Source organism: Sedimentitalea sp. XS_ASV28, from assembly GCF_041224545.1.
Taxonomy (GTDB): domain Bacteria; phylum Pseudomonadota; class Alphaproteobacteria; order Rhodobacterales; family Rhodobacteraceae; genus Sedimentitalea.
Genome location: NZ_JBGFGP010000089.1, coordinates 1 through 18,165, shown reverse-complemented (window position 1 = coordinate 18,165; position 18,165 = coordinate 1). Strand labels below are relative to the sequence as shown.

Genomic DNA, 18,165 nt, shown 5'->3' with positions numbered 1-18,165 from the left:
CTCGCTGCCCTACCCGGCCCCGGCCAGCGCCTGCGGCAGCACCGTGGCGGTTTCCGACACCAGCCGACCACGCGCCAGGACCCGCGACTGCATCGGGCCACCGGCCACCAGCGTATCGGCATCCTCGCAATCGGTCAGCACCAGGTCGGCCCAGGCCCCCGCGCGCAGCCCGTAATCCCCGCCCAGCCCCATCAGCGCGGCGGGAATATCGGTGATCATCCGGTGCACGTCGAACAGCTCATCCGCCATCAGGTTCCCGGCCAGCAGGGTCCAGCGGGCAATTTCCAGCATGTCACCCGATCCGGTCGGCACAAAGGGGTCCTGAATATTGTCCGAGGCGGTGGCGATCTGCCCGCCTCTGCGCAACAGCTCGGCCACGCGGGTCAGCCCGCGCGGCGGCAGCATCGCCCGGTCGCGGGCCTGCAGGTACAGGTTCGCCGCCGGCAAAGTCACCGCGCCGACCTCCAGCGCGATCATCCGGTCCATGATCGCGCGGGCCGCCTCCGGCTCCATCGCGCTCAGGACAGAGATATGGCTGAACACCGTGCGCCCCTGCATCCCGTAATGCTCCACCCGGTCCAGCGCCGCCTCCATGTGCAGGTGCCCGGGATCGAGATGCTCGTCCAGGTGCAGGTCCACGGGCTTGCCCGCGCGGGCGGCGGCGTCGAATATGATATCCATGTAGCGGCCCGGGTCCTCGCTGACCGCGGGCGTCCCGCCCACTGCATCGGCGAAGCCCACCGCCGGGTCGATATTCTCGCGCAGCCAGTCCAGGTCCTGACCCGGATGCGGCGTCATGAAGGCCACCAGTTGCAGGGTCATCCGCTCGGCCCAGGCCTGACGCAGCCGCGCCAGCGCCTCCATCCCGTTGAACCCGGCATCCTTGTCGACATTGACATGGCTGCGGATCGCCGTCGTGCCCCGCGACAGGCAACGCGACATGGTTTGAGAGGCCCGCCTGGTGATATCCTCCGGCCCCGCCGTCCTGGCATATTTGGCAAAGGCCTCGCGCGCGCCCTGCAAGGTGCCCGACGGGTTGGGCGTGAACCGCAGCACGCCGGTCTTGTCCAGGTGCTGGTGCATGTCCACGAACCCCGGGGACACCAGGCTCCCCGATACGTCGATGCGCACCGCCTCGGGCTGTGGCGGCAGGTCTGGACCGACGGCGGCGATCCGGCCGTCGGTACCGATCAGGATATCGGTCTGCTCGACCTGGCCTTCGGCCTCAATGATGCGCCCCCCGGCCAGCAGGATCGGCCGTTCACGGTTGGCCGCAAAGAATGAAAGCTGATCGCCGACGGTGCCCATGTCCAGGTCCTTTGTTCTGAAATCTCCGCCGCAGGGTAGTGCAATGCCAACTCATTCCGCAAATTAAAGATTCTTTTCTATTAATAAGAAAAACGAAATTATTGGCATTCTCTCAGTGTCCCATCCATCCGCCGTCGACGACCAGCAGCGCGTCATTCACATGGTCAGAGGCGGCGGAGGCCGGAAAGACGACCGGCCCGGCCAGGTCCTGCGGCCGATCCCAGCGCCCCTGCGGAATGCGGCCAAGGATCGGTCCGGATCGTCGCGCACCGCCTGCGTGTTGTCCGTGGCCACATATCCCGGCGCGATGGCGTTCACGTTGACAGCCTTGCTCTGCTTTGTCAGGCTGCTGGCGCCTCATCGGCTGAATAGTTCTTCGTCATGCTGAACAGGCCTTGTTGCACAAATTGGCTGAGGTCCGGTCTCCCCCTTTCCCCGGACGGACTTATCCTATGGGAACAGTGACGGGTATGCCGAGCGCGGTGTAGCCGTTCAGCACGGCGATGCGGACCTGCAGCTCCGCGACCTGGCGATCGAAGTCTCGAGCCATCAATGATTGACCAAGCAGCTTGATGCAGTTCATCCTGGACCCGACACGGCTCCGGCGGTGGTTACCAGACCATCCTCGCCAGATCGCGCGACCCAGGTACTTTGAGGCCCGCAAAGCTTCGTTGCGCGCGACGGCACCCGGGCTCGTCGGTTTCCAGGGCCTGGCGTTCGTGCGGGGTGGGATGACGGCAGCGGCGCCGCGAGCCGCGATCGCTTCGTGGCACTTTCAGGTGTCACAGGCGCCGTCGACGGTGACGCTACCGATCTTCTGATCCAGCGGGTTCCGGTCCAACAGTTCTGGCAATATGGGCGCGTCAACAATGTTGCCGCCCGTCATCTTGACCGCCCGGACTTCCAGCGTTTCTTCATTGATGCCGATGTGTATCTTGCGCCAGACACGCCGTTTCGCGCCACCATGCTTGCGCGCGTTCCATTCGGCGCGTGCACATTCACCGACATGTTCGAGACCATCGCACAAATCTGCTATCTCTACTCGCCACAAGAAAGCTGGAACTCCTTCAGAGCTGCCGGGTATGTCTCAAGTTAACGGCGGGGCGTTTTAGGGAAGATTTTCTCGAAACACGATCTCGAGCTTCATGGGCAAGACCTGACGCTCCGGCTGGCAAATCGCGCCGATTGCCCTGTCGATCAGTGTTTCAGGATCCGTATGGAACACTGCGTCCATCACGCCCTCGACCAGCGCATTGCGGGTGTCCTTGGTCAGCCCGTGGCCGATTAAGGCCACGTCGGATCGCCCGCGCTCGGCCAATGCCCGCGCGACCCCGCCCGAGGAACCACCAACGTTATAAATGCCCCGCAGGTCGGGGTTCTGATCCAGCAGCGCGATGGTGTGGCGATAGTTTTGGCCGCTGTCGTCGTGCCCCTCGTGCATTCCCACCAGACGTAGATGCGGAAACATCTCCTCCTGGATCGACAGGAAACCCGCTTCGCGTTCGCTATGCGCGCGGTAATGGCGCGACCCCGCGACCAGTGCCACCGCCCCTTCCCGCTCGGCGATGAAGCGCCCGATCAAAAGCCCGGCCGTTCTCCCGACTGATCGGTTCTCATGCCCAACATAGGCATCGCATCCCGAATGCCCGAGATCCGAGACCACCGTCACCAGCCGAACGCCCGCCGCCGCCACCTCGGCCACGGCCTCGCGCACAGCCGGGTGGTCGATGGCAAAGAACGCGATGCCATCGGCCCAGTCGGCATTGCGCTGGATCGCCTCTGCCAACGCGGTTGCGTTGAAGCCTTCGATGAAGAAACAACGCACCCTCGGGCTGCCTTCTTCCCTCAGCGCCACGCGCTGGCGTAGATGGTCGCCAAGATCGCGCAGATAGGGGTTCGTCCCCGCCGGTAGCAGGAAGACGATATTGGCTTCGCGACGGTCACGGAACCTGACCATCTCGTCCGCGCCCAGGAACCCCAGTTCCAAAGCGGCCTCCAGCACCTGCTGGCGGGTCCGTTCCTTGACGCCCTTGCGCCGGTTTATTACCCGGTCGACGGTTGCAAGCGACACCCCGGCGCGACCGGCAATGTCGGTCATCAGAGCGCGACCATTTCCGGCAACCCTCGCGCTACACATCAGAACACCTCAAAAAACATCATCTGTTTTATTTTGACTCAGCATGGAGCCAAAATCTATTTTGGTCAACAAGTCGTCGCATTTTGTAGAAATCTGCTTACAGCGTCGGGAGGAGATGGTGAAAACCCATCAAAACACATCAGGATTCTGAGGGAGGAATTCCATGTCCAAATTACACGCTTCGTTTGGCCGTCGCTCCGTTCTCGCGCTTGGTGGCGCAGCAGCCGTGACCGCTGCCTTACCGCTGCGTGCCCGTGCGCAGACCGTCTTGCGCTATGGCCACAACAACGAGCCCGCCTCGGTTGCCGGCGCGCAGGCCGAATGGTTCGCCGAGGCGCTCGGCGCGGCTTCGGGCGGTGACATCAAGGTCGACGTCTACCCAGCCAGCCAACTCGGCAAGCTGCAGGAACTGGCCGAGGCTGTATCGCTTGGCACCATCGCCTTCTCGCACAACACTGCCGGCGCCCTGGGATCGCTCTACGAGCCTTTCGCAGCCCTCGACACGCCCTATCTCTACCGTGACGTCGATCACCTCATGAAAGTGACGGACGTCAATTCTCCGGTGATGCAAGAGCTGAACGAAGGGCTGATCGCCGCTGCCAACGTCCGCGTTATCTATGCCCATTACTTTGGCCGGCGGAACCTGACCTGCAACAAGGCGGTCATGTCCCCGGCTGATCTCGCCGGCGTCAAGATCCGCGCTGTGCCCTTCCCGATCTACACCACCGCCGTCGAGGGCATGGGGGCAGTCGCCGTTCCCGTCGACTGGTCCGAAGTGCCGACCGCGCTGGCCACCGGCGTGGTGCAGGGACAGGAGAACCCGGTCAACGTGGTGCTCAAGGTCAAGCTCTACGAGGTCCAGTCGCACCTCATGCTGACCGGCCACATGTCGAACGCCGAGGTCGTCGTGATGAACGAGGACACCTGGCAGGGCATGAGCACCGAACAGAAAGCCGCCGTCGAGAAGGCGGCCAACGAAACCCGCGAGAAGGCGACCAAGGCGATCCTCGACAACGAAGCGGCCGAGACGCAAACCCTGCGTGATGCCGGCATGACTGTGATCGGCGAGGCCGACGGGCTTGACCTCAAGGCCTTCCGTGAGAGCGTGAACAAGCTGGTGCAGGAACGCTTCGGCGCCAAGTTCGGTCCGCTCTACGAAAAGATCACGGCTGTCGCTTGATGGCCAACGAACGTCAAAGCCGCACGATCCTCGCGCGGCTTTCCCTTGTCGGGATCTGGCTGGCCATGGCGCTGCTGGCGCTTATGGCCGGGCTGGTCGTTCTGCAGGTCGCAGCCCGCAACCTCGCCGACCTTGGTCTGCCGTGGGCTGACGAACTTGCGCGGTTCAGCTGCATCGGCCTCGTCTTCGTCGGCATTCCGGCGCTTGCCGGGCGGCAGGCACTGGTCGCGGTCACGATCCTGCCCGACATGCTGGGTGGACGGGCCAAGACCGGGCTTATCCTGATCTCGGACCTAGCGACTCTCGCCTTCTGCGGGCTGCTGCTCTGGGGGTTCGCCCAATTCCTGCCGCGTGCAGGAAAGTTCCTGACACCTGCCCTGCAGCTGCCGAACTATTTCTACTACTCGCTCGCCCTGCTCGGCTCGGTCTTCCTGGGCCTTGTCACGCTCTATCGCCTGGCCAACCTGCTGCGCGGACGCACCCCCTCGGCAGGCTTCGCGGATAGCACCGACCCAATCGGACAGATTGAATGACCTCCCTTCTTCTCGCCCTCTTCGTCATGCTGCTTGTCTGTGGCGCGCCCATCGCGGTCTGCCTGGGCCTGTCCTCAGCGATTGTCATCGTTGTGCAGGGCCTGCCGGTCTCGGTACTGGCGCAGCGCAGCCTGAATGCGCTCGACAGCTCCCCATTGCTGGCGGTGCCGCTGTTCATCCTGGCCGCGAGCCTCCTGAACGCCATCGGAGTCACCACCCATCTGTTTGACCTGGTGCGCATGATCTTCGGCCGCATACGCGGTGCCGTCGCGCAGGTCAGCATCTTCGTTTCGCTGATTTTCTCGGGCATCTCCGGTGCCGCGCTGGCGGATATCGGAGCTCTCGGCGCGGTGCAGATCAATCAGATGACCGCGCAGGGATACCGCAAGGAATTCGCCTCCGGCCTCACAGTCGCGGCCGCCACCATCGGTCCGATCTTCCCGCCCTCGATCCCGATCATCATCTACGCGTCGGTTGCGAATGTCTCGACGGTGCAGCTGCTGCTTGCCGGAATCGTGCCCGCGCTCGTGATCACCGCGCTTCTGATGGCGCAGGTGGCGATCATCGCCAGAGTCTCGAACCTGCCGCGCGACGACATGCGCCCGGCCATAGGCGACGTGGCAAAGAAGTTTGTCGTGTCCTTCCCTGCCCTTCTGGCGCCTGTCCTGCTGATCGGCGGACTGATGTCGGGCTGGTTCGGCCCGACCGAAGTGGCAGGCATGACGGTTGCCTACGCGCTGTTCATCGGCATCTTCATCTATCGCAGTCTCGCCTTCCGCGCCACGCTCAGCGCCCTGCGCGAGACCGTGGAGGCCACCGCGAACATCCTGTTCATCGTCTCGACCGCCGCCCTCTTCGCCTGGGTGCTGACACTCGACCAGGTACCGATGAAGGCCTCGGCCTTGTTGCTGTCGCTCTCGGACAACCCTCTGGTCCTGCTGCTGTTGGTCAATATCCTGCTGCTGGTGGTTGGCATGGTGCTGGAAAGCATCGCCGCCATCCTGATCATTGCACCGATCATCGCACCGGCCCTGACCGCCGCCGGGATCGACCCGCTGCAACTGGGCGTCGTTTTCGTGCTGAATCTGATGATCGGCCTGCTGACTCCGCCCGTGGGCATGAGCCTATACATGGTGTCGATCATAACCAAGATGCCGATCACCCGTGTCATCGCCGGGGTGATGCCGTTCTTCATCCCGCTATTCCTTTCGCTGCTGGCCGTCTCTGTCCTTCCCGGACTGTCGACCTGGCTGCCCAACCTCCTGATGAAGTGAGACAATTCTCATGAGTACCCTTCTCGGCCCCATCCGACAGCTCGGCTATATCGTGGACGATATCGAAGCCGGAATTAAATACTGGTCCGAGGTCATGGGCGTCGGCCCATGGTTCTACAACTCGCAGGTGCCGATCGAGGACTACCTTTACGACGGCCAGAGCTACCGGCCGTACAACTCGGTCGCACTGGCCAATTCCGGCGAAATGCAGGTGGAACTGATCCAGACGCGTAACGACGTCCCTTCGATGTATCAGGACTTCAAGGATAAGGGCCTGCGGGGGCTGCAGCATGTCGCCTTCTGGACCACCCAATACGACGACGACCTGGCCATGATGATCGGACGCGGATTCACGCTGAAGATGTCGGGCCGCGTCGGCGTGAACGGCCGCTTCGCCTATTTCGCCGAAGAATATCATCCCGGCACGGTGATCGAGCTCTCCGAGGTCATGGGGCCGAAGGGCAAGATGTTCGGCATGATCCGCGCTGCCTCCGAGGGCTGGGACGGATCCGATCCGATCCGACCCTTCCCGGATTTGAGCTCGCTATGATGGACCGCGTCGTCGCCGACTACCTGCTCGAAACACCTTTTCCGCCCGAAAAGGTCGCCGCCAGCATGGCCGGTGAACAGTCGAGCGGCACATTTGTCCGTGTCGCGGGAGAGTCGGACGAGCTGCACGCGCGTTCGGCAGCCGAGGTAATCGCGGTCGATCCGCTCGGCGAGGATGCCACCCCGACGCTCGCCTCGGCCTACCTGGACCGCAAGAACGTCAACGGCCCGTACCACCTGTCGCGGGTGCGCATCGCCTATCCTACCGGCAACATCGGCAAGAACCTGGCGACACTGGCCTCGACCGTATCGGGCAACCTCTATGACATCGGCGAAATTACCGGGCTGAAGCTGCTCTCGCTCGACATTCCTGCCGCTTATCGCGCCCGCTATGGCTTTCCGGCACAGGGCATAACCGGCACGCGCGCGACGACCGGTGTCCAGGGTCGCCCGATCTTCGGCACCATCATCAAGCCCAACGTCGGCATGACCCCGGAGGATATCGCCGCGTTGGTCGACCGCCTCTGTGCCGCCGGCGTCGACTTCATCAAGGATGACGAGGTCTGCGCCAATCCCGACATCGCGCCCATCACCCGGCGCGTCCCCGCCGTAATGGCGGTCATCCGCAAGTGGCGGGAGAAGACCGGCCGCCAGGTGATGATGGCTTTCAACATCACCGACGAGACCGATGCCATGCGCCGCCATGCCGATCTGGTGACGGCCGAGGGCGGTTCTTGTGTGATGGCCAGCCTCAACTGGTGCGGGCTCTCGGGCATGGAGACTCTTCGCGCCCACACTCCGCTGGCGATCCACGCCCACCGCAACGGGTTCGGCGCGATGAGCCGCCATCCCCGCCTCGGCATGGGCTTCCAGGCCTACCATGCGCTCACCCGCCTCGCGGGGATCGACCACATGCACGTGCACGGCATCGGCGGCAAATTCGTCGACAGCGCCGAGGAGGTCACCGAGGCTGCGCGCGCCTGCCTCGCGCCGCTGTCCGAGGGGGGCGACGACGACCGTGTCATGCCCGCCTTCTCCTCCGGTCAATGGGCGGGCACCCTGCCCGCAACGCTGAAGGCCGCACAGGGCCCGGACCTCATGTTCATGTGCGGCGGCGGCATCCTTGCACATCCGCAAGGGCCGGAGTCCGGTGTCGCCTCGCTACACGAGGCCTACGATGCCCTGAGCGCGGGCGAGTCCCTGGCCAGCGCGACCAAGACACGCCCTGCCCTCGCCGCAGCCATCGATTTCTTCGGCAAGCGCTGATGGTGCGGGCCGTCTTCATCGGCGACGATTTCACCGGAGCTTCGGACACGCTGGCGACCTTCGCCAGCGCTGGCTGGCGCACGCGGCTGTTCCTGAAGCCGCCAAGACCGGAGGACTGCGCGGGACTGGACACGATCGGGTTTGCCACGTCGCTTCGGGCGCAGGCTCCCGACGCGGCACTGGACGTGATCGCCGACCTCTGGCCGGCGATAGAAGCGCTGGCGCCGCAAACGATCCACCTCAAGGTCTGCTCGACCTTCGACTCCTCGCCAATGATCGGCTCGATCGGGGCCATCGCGAACGATCTGGCCCGCCGCTTTTCCCCAAAGCATCTCGCAGTGATCGGCGGGCAGCCAAACCTCGGCCGTTATTGCGTCTTCGGCACACTCTTCGCCTGGGCGGCGGATGGCGTGGTGCACCGCATCGACCGCCACCCGGTTATGGCGCATCACCCGGTCACGCCGATGACCGAGGCCGACCTGCGCCGCCTGCTCGCTGCTCAGGGGCTTGAAGGTCTGGACCTTTGCCTGTCACAGGAAGCCGTCGCCCTGCCCTTGCGCACGCTCTTCGATGTCCGCGATGCCTCGGACATCCGGTCTATCGCTAACACACTCGCCCCGCTAGCGGGGCGCCGCCTGCTGATCGGCGCCAGCTCGGTGGCGCAGGTCTTGACCAAAGGCACACCGGGCACCGGCTACACGGAGCCTCCCAGGCCGCCCGCCCACAAAGGGGTGCTGGTTTTCGCAGGAAGCCGTTCGCCCGTGACGAAGGCTCAAGTCGCCTCAGCGACTGAGTTCCGTTGCATCCCTGTACTACCTGTTGACTTCGTCTCCCCCACCGACCTGAGCAACACGGCCTGTTCTGCGTTGGACGAAGGCATCCCCGTCCTGCTCCACACCGATCCCGACCTCGACTACGGGATGACACCGGATGAACTTGCCAACGCGTCGGCAGGCCTGCTTGGCGAGGTTCTTGCCTATGCCCGCATCGGCTGGCTCGGGATAGCCGGTGGAGACACATCCAGCCGCATCTGCGAATTGATGGAGTTTTCTGCAATCGACTTCTTGGAAGAAATCTCGCCCGGCGTCGCACTTTGCCGAGTCCTACATCCTGCAAACCAACTGGACGGGCTGCGACTGATGCTGAAGGGCGGGCAGATGGGCGACGAAACCTTGTTCAATCGCTTCCTGGGTTTGGCGAGGTCCTAAGACCGCGCGGGAAGGGCGGACAGATGGGTCAATCCTCCCCTAAGGTTGGACAGGATCTGGCGTGACTTGAGCAGCTCTCTGCCCCTGCTGGTCGGTTTCGATCTTGTTGCAGTAGACCACGCGCGCGGTTGTCCGCAATTTCGGAGAAGCCTGGATTCGAACTTTGAGCCTGAGTTTTTCAGATTAAGCTGGCGGTGATTGCCTGCTGTATGATTACAACGTAGATCACAGCGATGCAGATACGTTCCATCAGCGACAAGTGGCACCGGTTCCTGCCCGAGATCTTGCGATCAGCAAGGACACGGTGCTCGAAATCATGAAGCGCTACCGGAAAAGCAACTTATGATTAGATTCTGCCCTCTCCGGCACTCGACCTCCTGAACCGCAAAGTGCCGGTGATCGCCGTCAGACGATCACCAGAAGGAACGTCGCCTCTTCGGAAACGCTTTCGACAAGGTGCGGGATGCTTCCAGGGAATTCCAGGTAATCGCCCTCCTTCAGCACGAATTCCTTGTCCGCGAGCGTGACGCGGATGGTGCCGGATCGCAGGTACAGCAGTTCGAGCCCGGCGTGATGCGCGCGGCTTTCGTGTTTCCTGCCGCGCTCCAGCTTGATGAAGAACGTGCTGTGCGTGCCCTTGCCGCTCAGCAGCGCATAGTGATAGGCGGCCTCGGCCGGTCCGGTGCGTTCGAACCTCGCCTCCCCGGCACGCAACCGGTGGTAATCGGCCTCTTCGATCTTCTCTCCGAAAAGCTGCCCGACCGTCGTCTCGAGCGCCTCGGCAAGACGCAGCAGCGACGTGACCGACAGCGCCTTTTCCCCACGTTCGAAGCGGGACAGATGGCTTTTCGACAGCTTCAGCTTCTCGGCCAATATGTCGAGCGTGAATCCCTTGCCCACGCGCAGCGTCCGGGCGTGGCTGCCCGCCAGTTTCTGCTGTTCGATCGATGATCCCATCTGATGCCCTTTGTGCGATCAGCTCGGATTATTGATGACAATCCACGCAAACCGCAAGCGGTTCGGCCTTCTGTCTAGCACCGTGCTTCACTATTGACAACAAGTTGTCCATTGGGCAACATAGGGCAAACTACAGGGACGAGATCATGAAAAGAAGAGATATCTTGCTGCGGAGCGCGACGCTGCCCGTCGTTGCGGCGTCGGCACTGGCCACCCCCGCACTGGCCCAATCCAGCACCAAGGTGCGCTGGCGGATGCCCACGTCCTTTCCAACCGGGCTTGCAACGCTGTATGGCGGCGCCACATTCCTGGCAGAACGGGTCGCGGCGCTGACCGATGGAGCCTTCGAAATCACGCCCTATGCGGGCGGCGAAATCGTGCCCCCGCTCGGGGTGCTCGAGGCCGCGCAGAACGGCACGGTAGAGGCGGGTTTCACCGCGGGTTTCTACTATCTCGGCAAGAACCCCGCGCTGATGTTCGACACCGGCGTGCCCTTCGGCATGTCGCCGCGCCAGCACAATGCCTGGATCAGCCAGGGAGGCGGGCTTGAGATGATGCGCGAGCTCTATGCCGAGTTCAACGTCATCAACTTTGCGGCCGGTAACTCCGGGGCGCAGATGGGCGGCTGGTACCGCAAGCCCATCGACACGCTCGAAGACATCAAGGGCCTGCGTATCCGCGCGGCCGGTCTGGTCGGGTCGGTCTTTGCCGAACTTGGCGCGGTGCCGCAGTCGATCCCCGGCTCGGACCTCTACCCCGCTATGGAGCGCGGCGCGCTCGACGCGGTCGAATTCGTCGGCCCGTACGACGACGAACGCCTCGGTTTCCAAAAGGTCGCCAAATACTACTACGCGCCCGGCGTGCTGGAACTTGGCGCCTCGATCTGCCTGATCGCGAACATGGACGCCTACAACGAACTGCCCGAGACCTTCAAACAGGTGCTTCAGGCAGCTTCGGCCGAAGCGAACACCGAAATGCTGGCCCGCTACGATTCGCTGAACATCGAGGCCCTGCGCCGCCTGATCGGTTCGGGCGTCGAACTGCGGTCCTGGAGCGAGGAGATCATGCTTGCTATGCAGGCGGCGACGCAAAAGCTGCTGGATGAAGAAGCGTCGAAAGACGCGCGGTTCAAGGACATCCACGACAAATGGAAGGCGTTTCGGGACGACCAGATCCTGTGGTCATCGGTCAACGACGGTGCGGCCCAGACATTCCTCGCGGGCAACCGCGGCTGAACCTCGTGGATCGTGCAGCCCGTTGCATCGACCGCCTGAACACGGTCATCGGAAAGGCGACGATTTGGCTCCTGCTGCTTTCGGTGTTGGTCAGCGCAGGCAATGCGCTGGCCCGCAAGTTCTTTTCCATCGGCTCCAACGCATTTCTCGAACTGCAATGGTACCTCGTCGGAACGATGGTCGTCCTGGGCGCAGCCTGGGTGCTGCGAGAGGACGCTCATGTCCGCATCGAAGTCTTCTCGGCGAAGTTTCCGCTCCGCGTCCGCAAATGGACAGAATTGCTGGGTCACCTCCTGATGCTCGTGCCCTTCGCTGCGGGTATGGTCGTCCTGTCCTGGCCCTTCTTCGTGAGGTCATGGGTACAGAATGAAGGCTCGCTGAGCTACGGCGGGCTGCTGGTATGGCCGATGCGGGGCATCATCGTGCTGGGATTCGTGCTTTTGCTGCTGCAGGCGTTCGCCCAGATTCACCACGCGATCCGCGCACTTTCGCGGGACTGACATGCTGGACCTGATCGCGCACAACCTCGCACCGCTCATGTTCTTCGTCGTCATGGGCCTGCTGCTGCTGGGCTACCCGGTCGCCTTCACACTGGCTGCGGGCGGACTTGTCTTCTTTGCCATCGGTGTGCTGTTCGACAGCCTGACGCCGGACATCATCTCGCTATCCTGGCCGATGCTCAATGCGCAGCCGGACCGCATCTTCGGCATCATCAGCAATGACACACTGCTGGCGGTGCCGTTCTTCACCCTGATGGGCGCGCTGTTCGAAAAAACCGGCATCGCCGAAGACCTGCTCGGCGCGGTGGCAAAGCTGTTCGGTCCTTTGCGCGGCGGGTTGTGCTTTGCCGTGATCCTGGTCGGCACGATCATGGGTGCCACGACCGGCGTCGTGTCGGCTTCGGTCATGACGATGGGGCTGATCGCCCTGCCGATCATGATGCGATCGGGATACGATCACCGGATCGCGGCGGGCACGGTCACCTCCGCCGGGACCCTGTCCCAGATCGTGCCGCCGTCGCTGGTGCTGATCGTCATGGCGGACCAGATCGGCAAGCCGGTGGGCGACATGTATCATGCAGCGCTGGTGCCTTCGGCCATGATGATCGGGCTTTACGTCGTATTCATCGCAGCCGTCGCCCTGTTCTTTTCCCGCACCATGCCCGCAATGCAGGGTGCTAATGTGCGTCGACAGGATTACCTCAGCCTCGTCGGCATGATCCTGTTCGGCACGGCTGCGGGATACGTTACCTATCACTCGATCGACCTGTTCGGGACCGATGCCGGGCGTCTCATGTTTGCCGTGGCAATCGGCGCGGGCGCGCTGATGCTGGCAACCGTTCTCGCGGGGCATTACTGCACCCCGCTGACGCGGCGGACCGTCCATGCCATCGTCCCCACGCTGGGTCTGATTTTTCTCGTCCTCGGCACGATCTTTCTGGGAATCGCCACCCCGACCGAAAGCGGGTCGCTGGGCGCGGTCGGCGCGATGCTGCTGGCCCTCGCGCGCGGCAGGTTGGGCGGCAGCGCCCTGACAGATGCCCTGCGCCGTACCGCGCAGCTGACCATCTTCGTCTACTTCATCCTGATCGGTGCGCGACTGTTCAGTCTGACCTTCTACGGTCTGGACGGGGACCGTTGGCTGCACGGGCTCCTGATGATGCTGCCGGGAGAACGTATGGGTTTCATCATATTTTCCATGGTGCTGATTTTCATCCTCGGCTGTTTCCTCGACTTCTTCGAGATCGCTTTCATCGTCGTGCCGCTTCTACTGCCGACGGCCGCCGCACTGGACGTGGACCTGCTGTGGTTCGGCATTCTGATCTCGATCAACCTGCAAACCAGTTTTCTGACCGCGCCCTTCGGCTTCGCGCTGTTCTACCTGCGCTCTGTCGTGGACCCGCCGGGGCCGGGGAGGCAGGGCATATCGACCGGCGACATCTACCTTGGCCCGCTGCCGTTCATCGCGATGAACGTCTGCGTCATCGGTCTGCTGCTGGCCTTCCCCGACCTGATCCTGCCGGAACCCGTGCAGTCACTGGCACCCGGCGAGATCGTGATCACCCCCGGCACCCCGGCCACAGGGGACCAGGGCTCGCAATCCCTCAACCACCTGTTCGACTAGGAAGAGTTTCGCATGACATCAACGCAGCCCCATCGTGTGCTCTACGATCATCCCATGTCCGCCAATTGCCAAAAGGTCCACATGATGCTGGCCTGTCTGGACCTGCCCTACAAAACCGAATTCGTCGATGTGTTGAACGGCGCGACGAAGCAACCCGTTTTCACTAGGATGAACCACATGCAGCAGGTTCCGGTCCTGCGCGACGGGGCGGATACGATTGCCGACAGCCAGGCCATCCTCGTCTACCTCGCGGCAAAGTACGGGCCGCAATGGGCAGATACAACGCCGCTTGGCATGGCAAAGATCGCCGAATGGCTGTCTTTTGCCACCAAGGAGGTCTCGAACGGCCCGCAGATGGCACGCCTGTGGCACTTGACCAAAGAGAAAGGCATCGACATCGACCTCGCAACCGCCGCAGGTATCAAGGTGCTTGCCCGGCTCGACGGCTGGCTGCAAAGCCATGACTGGCTATGCTTGGGCCGCCCGACCATCGCGGACATCGCGGTCTTTCCCTATGTCGCCATCGCGCGGGACGGGAAGCTGCCGCTGGACGATTACCCGGCGGTGATCGCGTGGCTGGAACGCATCCGCGCCCTGCCCGGCTACCGCCCCCTGAAAGGCGCCCCGGCAATGGCCCACACGTACCGGGACAGCAAGGAGGCCTACGCATGACATTCACGGGCAAAGTCGAAGGGCTCCATGTCACGCCACGGTCCTTCCTGCCGATGCGCAACATGGAATCGCTGGAATTGATCGAGGGTCTTGGCATCGAAGGCGACCGCCACTCGATGAACGAAGCCTTCCATTCCGACCGACCCGAGGAAGGCCGCCAGATCACCTTCTTCGAGGTTGAAACGCTGGAAGCGTTGGAACGCGACCACGACATCGTGCTGCGGCCCGAACAGCACCGCAGGAACGTGACCACGAGGGGCGTGCCGCTCAACCATCTCGTGGGTCGGCGGTTTCGCGTGGGGGACTGCGTGGTCGAGGCGACGCGCCTGACGACACCCTGCCGCCATATCGAGCAGATCACAGGGCTGGAGATTTACGAGGTCCTGCTGCACCGCGCCGGGCTGAACGCGAAGATCGTAAAGGGTGGGCACATACACCTCGGCGACGTCATCGAACCGGAGTAGGAACATGGTCAAGAGCATCCACCGCGTCACCACCCGTGTGACTGGGATCGACCAAATCGATCCGCGTGTGCGCCTTATTCACCTGCAGGACCCCGATGGCTGGGAACTGCCGCCCTTCACCGCAGGTGCCCATATCGACGTGCACCTTCCCTCCGGCCTGATCCGTCAGTATTCCCTGTCCGGGGACCCGGCGCGGAACGACACCTATACCATCGCCGTCCAGCGCGAGGAAGATGGCCGCGGCGGATCGCGCGAGCTCCACGACGCGGTGCAGGTCGGTGACCAGCTGCTGGTCTCTCTGCCCCGCAATACCTTCGCGATAGAGGCCGATGCACCGCTGGTCATGGTCGCTGGCGGCATCGGCATCACGCCCTTTCTTTCGGCCCTGCCGGGGCTTCGAGAATCCGGCCAGCGCTTCGTGCTGCACTACTGCGCGAGCTCCGCCGACAAGGCCAGCTTTGCCGCGATGCTGAAGGAACTGGAGCTGGGCGATCGGTTGCAGCTTCATTTCAGCGAAACCGGCGCGCGTCTCGACCTAGACACCTTCGTCACCACGCTGAGCGGCGACGATCACCTCTATTGCTGTGGCCCGACCCGCATGCTGGAGGCTGTCGAGCGCCAGGCCGGCACCCTCGGTCCGCGACTCCATGTCGAACATTTCGGTGTCGCCGCTGGCGCCGATCCCGCCTACGAAGTCGAACTCGCAAGGTCTGGCAAGGTTGTTGCCGTGGCCCCCGGCCAGACCATGCTGCAGGCGCTGCGGGCAGCCGAGGTCGAAGTTCCCGCCTCTTGCGAGGGCGGTGTCTGCCTGGACTGCAAATGCCGCTGGCTGGCTGGCACGCCCATTCACCGCGACCTGACGATGAAACCGGGGGACCGGACGGAATGGATCACGCCCTGCGTCTCAGGTAGCGCGGGAGCGCGTCTGACGCTCGATCTCTGACACCCCCCGACATGCGCGCCAGGCCGGAATCAGGCGAACGGATTGACGATCCGCAGCCGGTCCTCAAAGACCAGCCCGTCATGCATGTCCTCGCTCCACAACGTCGTGCAGCCGGCAATCAGCGCGGCCGCCACTATCATCGCGTCGTAGACCGACAGCCTGTACCTTTCCGCCAGAGCACGGCCGACCTGATGGGTCTGCACCGTCAGCGGTTCGACCGGGCACAGGGTTTCGATCCCGGCAAGGAAAGCGCCGGTATCCTCCCAGCCAAGCCCTGCCTTCCTGCGGCAATTGACCAATGTCTCGTTCAGAACCTGCACGCTGATCCTCGGCCCCTGAGCGAGGATTTCCTCGGCCCTGTCCGCCTTCGGTCCGTCATCGAGCAGGTAGAGAATGACGTTCGTGTCGGCGAATTCAGCGCTCATGCACGGCGTCGCGGCTCAGCCGCGCGTCCCCGGGCAGCTTGCCCCGGAAACGCCGCAAGCGCTGAAGGATTTCATCAGCGCGCGGCTCGCGCCTGACCACGACCGCCCCGTCGCCCTTTACAAGGTCGATCTGGTCACCCTCCTTCAGGCCGAGTTCGCGCACAAGCTCGACAGGCAGCCGGACGGCAAGGGAATTTCCCCATTTGGCAACTTGCATCTGGACCTCTCCCGGTATGGATATACGCCCGAATATGTATATCCACCACGACCAGATGACAAGTCCCTGAACCGGTCCACTCAGCTCCAGCAGTTCGCCCTCGACGTCCAAGCGATTGTGGGCATAAAGCGCTGCGGGCTGGCCGACTTCGACGAACCTGTATGGCACGCCGTGCTTGCCGAATTTGATGCGGAGCATGTCGACAAGGCAATCCGCCACGGCTGATCCGAGCCCCGGCTTTGTCATGTTGCCGACGTCGTAGCGTCCGGGTAGTTCATTTCCATGTTGAACATCGAAGATTTGTCGCGGATCAAAGGCTTCTGGTTGGGAGTGGGCAAAACCTGGCGGTTAGGCGGCCAGTTTACTGTGCGAGACAGCCAACCGACCGTCGAGAACGGCAGCTCTGGTGACGACCACGCGGTGAGCGCCTTTCGGAGACCATCGCATCCTGCGAGATTTTCGCATACGAGCGTTTCCGATATCGTCGACACAGCCCTCGGCGCGGGAGGATGAAATCGAAAAACGATTCCGGTGCCGCCAGCTGTATTTGGTCAATGCATCCCAGTTGTTTGCCAGATAGGAGTACAGTTCGCGACAACGCGCGCAGAATCGTGCAGCAGCCTCGCGTACCACGGCGTCTTCTTTGGAGAGTCTGGAGCAATCGATCATCAGGCACTGAAGACGTGTACCAGCTGTCATGATTTTCCCGTGCCACAGGCACCATCGCAATGTTTCCGATGGGCGTTTGAAGAGTTCCGGCATCCCCGGAAAATTCTCCGCCTGCAAAGCCTTTTGACGGCGTTCGCGACATGTTGAACTCACATTGAGATATGCCACCAGTCGAGGATGTGACGGACGGGCCCTCGAACGGCGCGGCGAACCAGATTTGGAAGCGCGGTTTCCCCGTCGGAGATGACGGTGACAGGGTGATGGTCGTCCCATCCTAACGTGCATAGAACCTGCCGGAGTTCTTTGGCCGGAGATCGAACGGCTTGTTGCGCGAGGCCGAAGCGGCGGCTCCTATCGGGGCTTTCGATTCTCCCAACCAAAAGGTCTAGGTGCCGCTTCTGATAATCTGGCCGGCAGCGAATATGCGCTCCGTCCAGGAAGACGGTTAGCGGCGGCGATGGTGCCCCGACACCGACTGCAGGGACCGATTGTTCACGATCACTGATTTCTTCGACAATCCTGCCCAGCGTCGCCACCACCAACCAGGGCGGCTTCGTGGTCGGGATGCGGGCGCTGCCGGGCAATCCTCATGACGGTCACACATTGCACGAGGCGTTGGAGCAGGTCGAAATCCTGACCGACCAGAGACCGGACCTTGCCTTAGTCAACCGCAGGTACCGGGGCCATGGCGTGGAGCATGTGAAGGTCTTCATGACCGGCGCCCGGCGCGGCGTCACCCGAACCATCGCAAAGCTCCTTCGACGGCGCAGTGCAATCGAACCCATGATAGGGCATATGAAAAACGACGGCCGCCTGACCAGATGCCCGCTCAAGGGACCCGAGGGGGGACGCAATCTTCGCCGCGCTTGTCCCCCGTCAGCACCTTTGGAACATCTGATTTGATTTCGTAACGGAGGGTTTCTGGCTCATCGTAACCGCCAAGGAGTGGAGATGATACAGAAACCCGGAACGCAGAAAGAGCCCGCCGAGAAGGTCGTGAAGGA

Annotated in this window: 17 protein-coding genes and 3 pseudogenes; 13 read left to right on the top strand and 7 right to left on the bottom strand. The window is 62.8% G+C overall.

Features of this window, described 5'->3' with window-relative positions; all coding sequences use genetic code 11:
• Positions 1 to 9: 9 nt before the first annotated feature.
• The 3 genes and pseudogenes from AB9K34_RS04595 to AB9K34_RS04585 form a co-directional block, all read right to left on the bottom strand.
• On the bottom strand, positions 10 to 1,308 hold the full coding sequence (locus AB9K34_RS04595) for an amidohydrolase family protein (protein WP_369953255.1): 1,299 nt from the start codon (positions 1,306 to 1,308) through the stop codon (positions 10 to 12).
• A 445-nt stretch (positions 1,309 to 1,753) separates the two neighbouring features.
• A pseudogene (locus tag AB9K34_RS04590) lies at positions 1,754 to 2,296 on the bottom strand (IS5 family transposase); the annotation flags it as partial.
• 120 nt (positions 2,297 to 2,416) lie between these two features.
• Positions 2,417 to 3,406: a LacI family DNA-binding transcriptional regulator gene (locus AB9K34_RS04585; protein ID WP_369953254.1), complete on the bottom strand. Its 990-nt coding sequence runs from the start codon at positions 3,404 to 3,406 to the stop codon at positions 2,417 to 2,419.
• Between the two features lie 202 nt (positions 3,407 to 3,608).
• On the opposite strand from AB9K34_RS04585, the gene AB9K34_RS04580 reads away from it, so the two are divergent.
• From AB9K34_RS04580 to AB9K34_RS04555, 6 genes are read left to right on the top strand one after another with little or no spacing between them, the layout of a single operon-like run.
• Entirely contained in the window at positions 3,609 to 4,625 is a 1,017-nt protein-coding gene (locus tag AB9K34_RS04580; RefSeq protein WP_369953253.1) for a TRAP transporter substrate-binding protein, read from the top strand.
• Entirely contained in the window at positions 4,625 to 5,158 is a 534-nt protein-coding gene (locus AB9K34_RS04575) for a TRAP transporter small permease (protein ID WP_369953252.1), read from the top strand. The genes AB9K34_RS04580 and AB9K34_RS04575 overlap by 1 nt, the downstream gene beginning before the upstream one ends.
• A complete protein-coding gene (locus AB9K34_RS04570; RefSeq protein WP_369953251.1) occupies positions 5,155 to 6,432 on the top strand; it encodes a TRAP transporter large permease in 1,278 nt (425 codons plus the stop codon). Before AB9K34_RS04575 ends, AB9K34_RS04570 begins: the two co-directional genes overlap by 4 nt.
• A gap of 10 nt (positions 6,433 to 6,442) precedes the next feature.
• Positions 6,443 to 6,982 (top strand): VOC family protein, encoded by a 540-nt coding sequence (locus AB9K34_RS04565; RefSeq protein ID WP_369953250.1) that lies wholly within the window; start codon positions 6,443 to 6,445, stop codon positions 6,980 to 6,982.
• The gene (locus AB9K34_RS04560; RefSeq protein ID WP_369953249.1) at positions 6,979 to 8,247 is read left to right on the top strand and encodes a RuBisCO large subunit C-terminal-like domain-containing protein; all 1,269 of its coding nucleotides are present in this window, start codon (positions 6,979 to 6,981) and stop codon (positions 8,245 to 8,247) included. Before AB9K34_RS04565 ends, AB9K34_RS04560 begins: the two co-directional genes overlap by 4 nt.
• Positions 8,247 to 9,455: a four-carbon acid sugar kinase family protein gene (locus AB9K34_RS04555; protein ID WP_369953248.1), complete on the top strand. Its 1,209-nt coding sequence runs from the start codon at positions 8,247 to 8,249 to the stop codon at positions 9,453 to 9,455. Before AB9K34_RS04560 ends, AB9K34_RS04555 begins: the two co-directional genes overlap by 1 nt.
• Positions 9,456 to 9,860: 405 nt before the next feature.
• On the opposite strand, the gene AB9K34_RS04550 is transcribed toward AB9K34_RS04555, so the two are convergent.
• A complete protein-coding gene (locus AB9K34_RS04550) occupies positions 9,861 to 10,412 on the bottom strand; it encodes a helix-turn-helix domain-containing protein (RefSeq protein WP_369953247.1) in 552 nt (183 codons plus the stop codon).
• A gap of 146 nt (positions 10,413 to 10,558) precedes the next feature.
• Between AB9K34_RS04550 and AB9K34_RS04545 the strand changes: the two genes are divergently transcribed.
• The 6 genes from AB9K34_RS04545 to AB9K34_RS04520 are packed head-to-tail and all read left to right on the top strand — an operon-like array spanning position 10,559 to position 15,850.
• Entirely contained in the window at positions 10,559 to 11,647 is a 1,089-nt protein-coding gene (locus AB9K34_RS04545) for a TRAP transporter substrate-binding protein (protein WP_369953246.1), read from the top strand.
• Positions 11,648 to 11,652: 5 nt separating this feature from the next.
• Positions 11,653 to 12,147, top strand: a complete 495-nt coding sequence (locus tag AB9K34_RS04540) for a TRAP transporter small permease subunit (RefSeq protein ID WP_369953245.1) — start codon at positions 11,653 to 11,655, stop codon at positions 12,145 to 12,147.
• A gap of 1 nt (position 12,148) precedes the next feature.
• Positions 12,149 to 13,771 (top strand): TRAP transporter large permease subunit, encoded by a 1,623-nt coding sequence (locus AB9K34_RS04535; protein WP_369953244.1) that lies wholly within the window; start codon positions 12,149 to 12,151, stop codon positions 13,769 to 13,771.
• 12 nt (positions 13,772 to 13,783) lie between these two features.
• Positions 13,784 to 14,443 carry a glutathione S-transferase family protein gene (locus tag AB9K34_RS04530; RefSeq protein ID WP_369953243.1) on the top strand — a complete coding sequence of 220 codons (660 nt, stop codon included), beginning with the start codon at positions 13,784 to 13,786 and terminating at the stop codon, positions 14,441 to 14,443.
• The gene (locus tag AB9K34_RS04525) at positions 14,440 to 14,907 is read left to right on the top strand and encodes an MOSC domain-containing protein (RefSeq protein WP_369953242.1); all 468 of its coding nucleotides are present in this window, start codon (positions 14,440 to 14,442) and stop codon (positions 14,905 to 14,907) included. The genes AB9K34_RS04530 and AB9K34_RS04525 overlap by 4 nt, the downstream gene beginning before the upstream one ends.
• A 4-nt stretch (positions 14,908 to 14,911) precedes the next feature.
• Positions 14,912 to 15,850: a 2Fe-2S iron-sulfur cluster-binding protein gene (locus AB9K34_RS04520; RefSeq protein WP_369953241.1), complete on the top strand. Its 939-nt coding sequence runs from the start codon at positions 14,912 to 14,914 to the stop codon at positions 15,848 to 15,850.
• Between the two features lie 29 nt (positions 15,851 to 15,879).
• Here the strand turns inward: AB9K34_RS04520 and AB9K34_RS04515 are convergent, their stop codons facing one another.
• The 3 genes and pseudogenes from AB9K34_RS04515 to AB9K34_RS04505 form a co-directional block, all read right to left on the bottom strand.
• The gene (locus AB9K34_RS04515; RefSeq protein ID WP_369953240.1) at positions 15,880 to 16,275 is read right to left on the bottom strand and encodes a PIN domain-containing protein; all 396 of its coding nucleotides are present in this window, start codon (positions 16,273 to 16,275) and stop codon (positions 15,880 to 15,882) included.
• Complete coding sequence (locus AB9K34_RS04510; protein WP_369953278.1) at positions 16,265 to 16,492, bottom strand: AbrB/MazE/SpoVT family DNA-binding domain-containing protein; 228 nt, start codon at positions 16,490 to 16,492, stop codon at positions 16,265 to 16,267. The genes AB9K34_RS04515 and AB9K34_RS04510 overlap by 11 nt, the downstream gene beginning before the upstream one ends.
• 348 nt (positions 16,493 to 16,840) lie before the next feature.
• Positions 16,841 to 17,745: pseudogene (locus AB9K34_RS04505) on the bottom strand (ISKra4 family transposase); the annotation flags it as partial.
• Between AB9K34_RS04505 and AB9K34_RS04500 the strand changes: the two are divergent.
• Positions 17,687 to 18,029: pseudogene (locus tag AB9K34_RS04500) on the top strand (IS5/IS1182 family transposase); the annotation flags it as partial. The pseudogenes AB9K34_RS04505 and AB9K34_RS04500 sit on opposite strands and share 59 nt — an antisense overlap.
• Positions 18,030 to 18,165 lie beyond the last annotated feature (136 nt).

Bases quoted from the DNA above. Each gene is read 5' to 3' on its own strand.
- AB9K34_RS04595 (WP_369953255.1), bottom strand. From the start codon at position 1,308: ATGGGCACCGTCGGCGATCAGCTTTCATTCTTTGCGGCCAACCGTGAA.
- AB9K34_RS04585 (WP_369953254.1), bottom strand. From the start codon at position 3,406: ATGACCGACATTGCCGGTCGCGCCGGGGTGTCGCTTGCAACCGTCGAC.
- AB9K34_RS04580 (WP_369953253.1), top strand. From the start codon at position 3,609: ATGTCCAAATTACACGCTTCGTTTGGCCGTCGCTCCGTTCTCGCGCTT.
- AB9K34_RS04575 (WP_369953252.1), top strand. From the start codon at position 4,625: ATGGCCAACGAACGTCAAAGCCGCACGATCCTCGCGCGGCTTTCCCTT.
- AB9K34_RS04570 (WP_369953251.1), top strand. From the start codon at position 5,155: ATGACCTCCCTTCTTCTCGCCCTCTTCGTCATGCTGCTTGTCTGTGGC.
- AB9K34_RS04565 (WP_369953250.1), top strand. From the start codon at position 6,443: ATGAGTACCCTTCTCGGCCCCATCCGACAGCTCGGCTATATCGTGGAC.
- AB9K34_RS04560 (WP_369953249.1), top strand. From the start codon at position 6,979: ATGATGGACCGCGTCGTCGCCGACTACCTGCTCGAAACACCTTTTCCG.
- AB9K34_RS04555 (WP_369953248.1), top strand. From the start codon at position 8,247: ATGGTGCGGGCCGTCTTCATCGGCGACGATTTCACCGGAGCTTCGGAC.
- AB9K34_RS04550 (WP_369953247.1), bottom strand. From the start codon at position 10,412: ATGGGATCATCGATCGAACAGCAGAAACTGGCGGGCAGCCACGCCCGG.
- AB9K34_RS04545 (WP_369953246.1), top strand. From the start codon at position 10,559: ATGAAAAGAAGAGATATCTTGCTGCGGAGCGCGACGCTGCCCGTCGTT.
- AB9K34_RS04535 (WP_369953244.1), top strand. From the start codon at position 12,149: ATGCTGGACCTGATCGCGCACAACCTCGCACCGCTCATGTTCTTCGTC.
- AB9K34_RS04530 (WP_369953243.1), top strand. From the start codon at position 13,784: ATGACATCAACGCAGCCCCATCGTGTGCTCTACGATCATCCCATGTCC.
- AB9K34_RS04525 (WP_369953242.1), top strand. From the start codon at position 14,440: ATGACATTCACGGGCAAAGTCGAAGGGCTCCATGTCACGCCACGGTCC.
- AB9K34_RS04520 (WP_369953241.1), top strand. From the start codon at position 14,912: ATGGTCAAGAGCATCCACCGCGTCACCACCCGTGTGACTGGGATCGAC.
- AB9K34_RS04515 (WP_369953240.1), bottom strand. From the start codon at position 16,275: ATGAGCGCTGAATTCGCCGACACGAACGTCATTCTCTACCTGCTCGAT.
- AB9K34_RS04510 (WP_369953278.1), bottom strand. From the start codon at position 16,492: ATGCAAGTTGCCAAATGGGGAAATTCCCTTGCCGTCCGGCTGCCTGTC.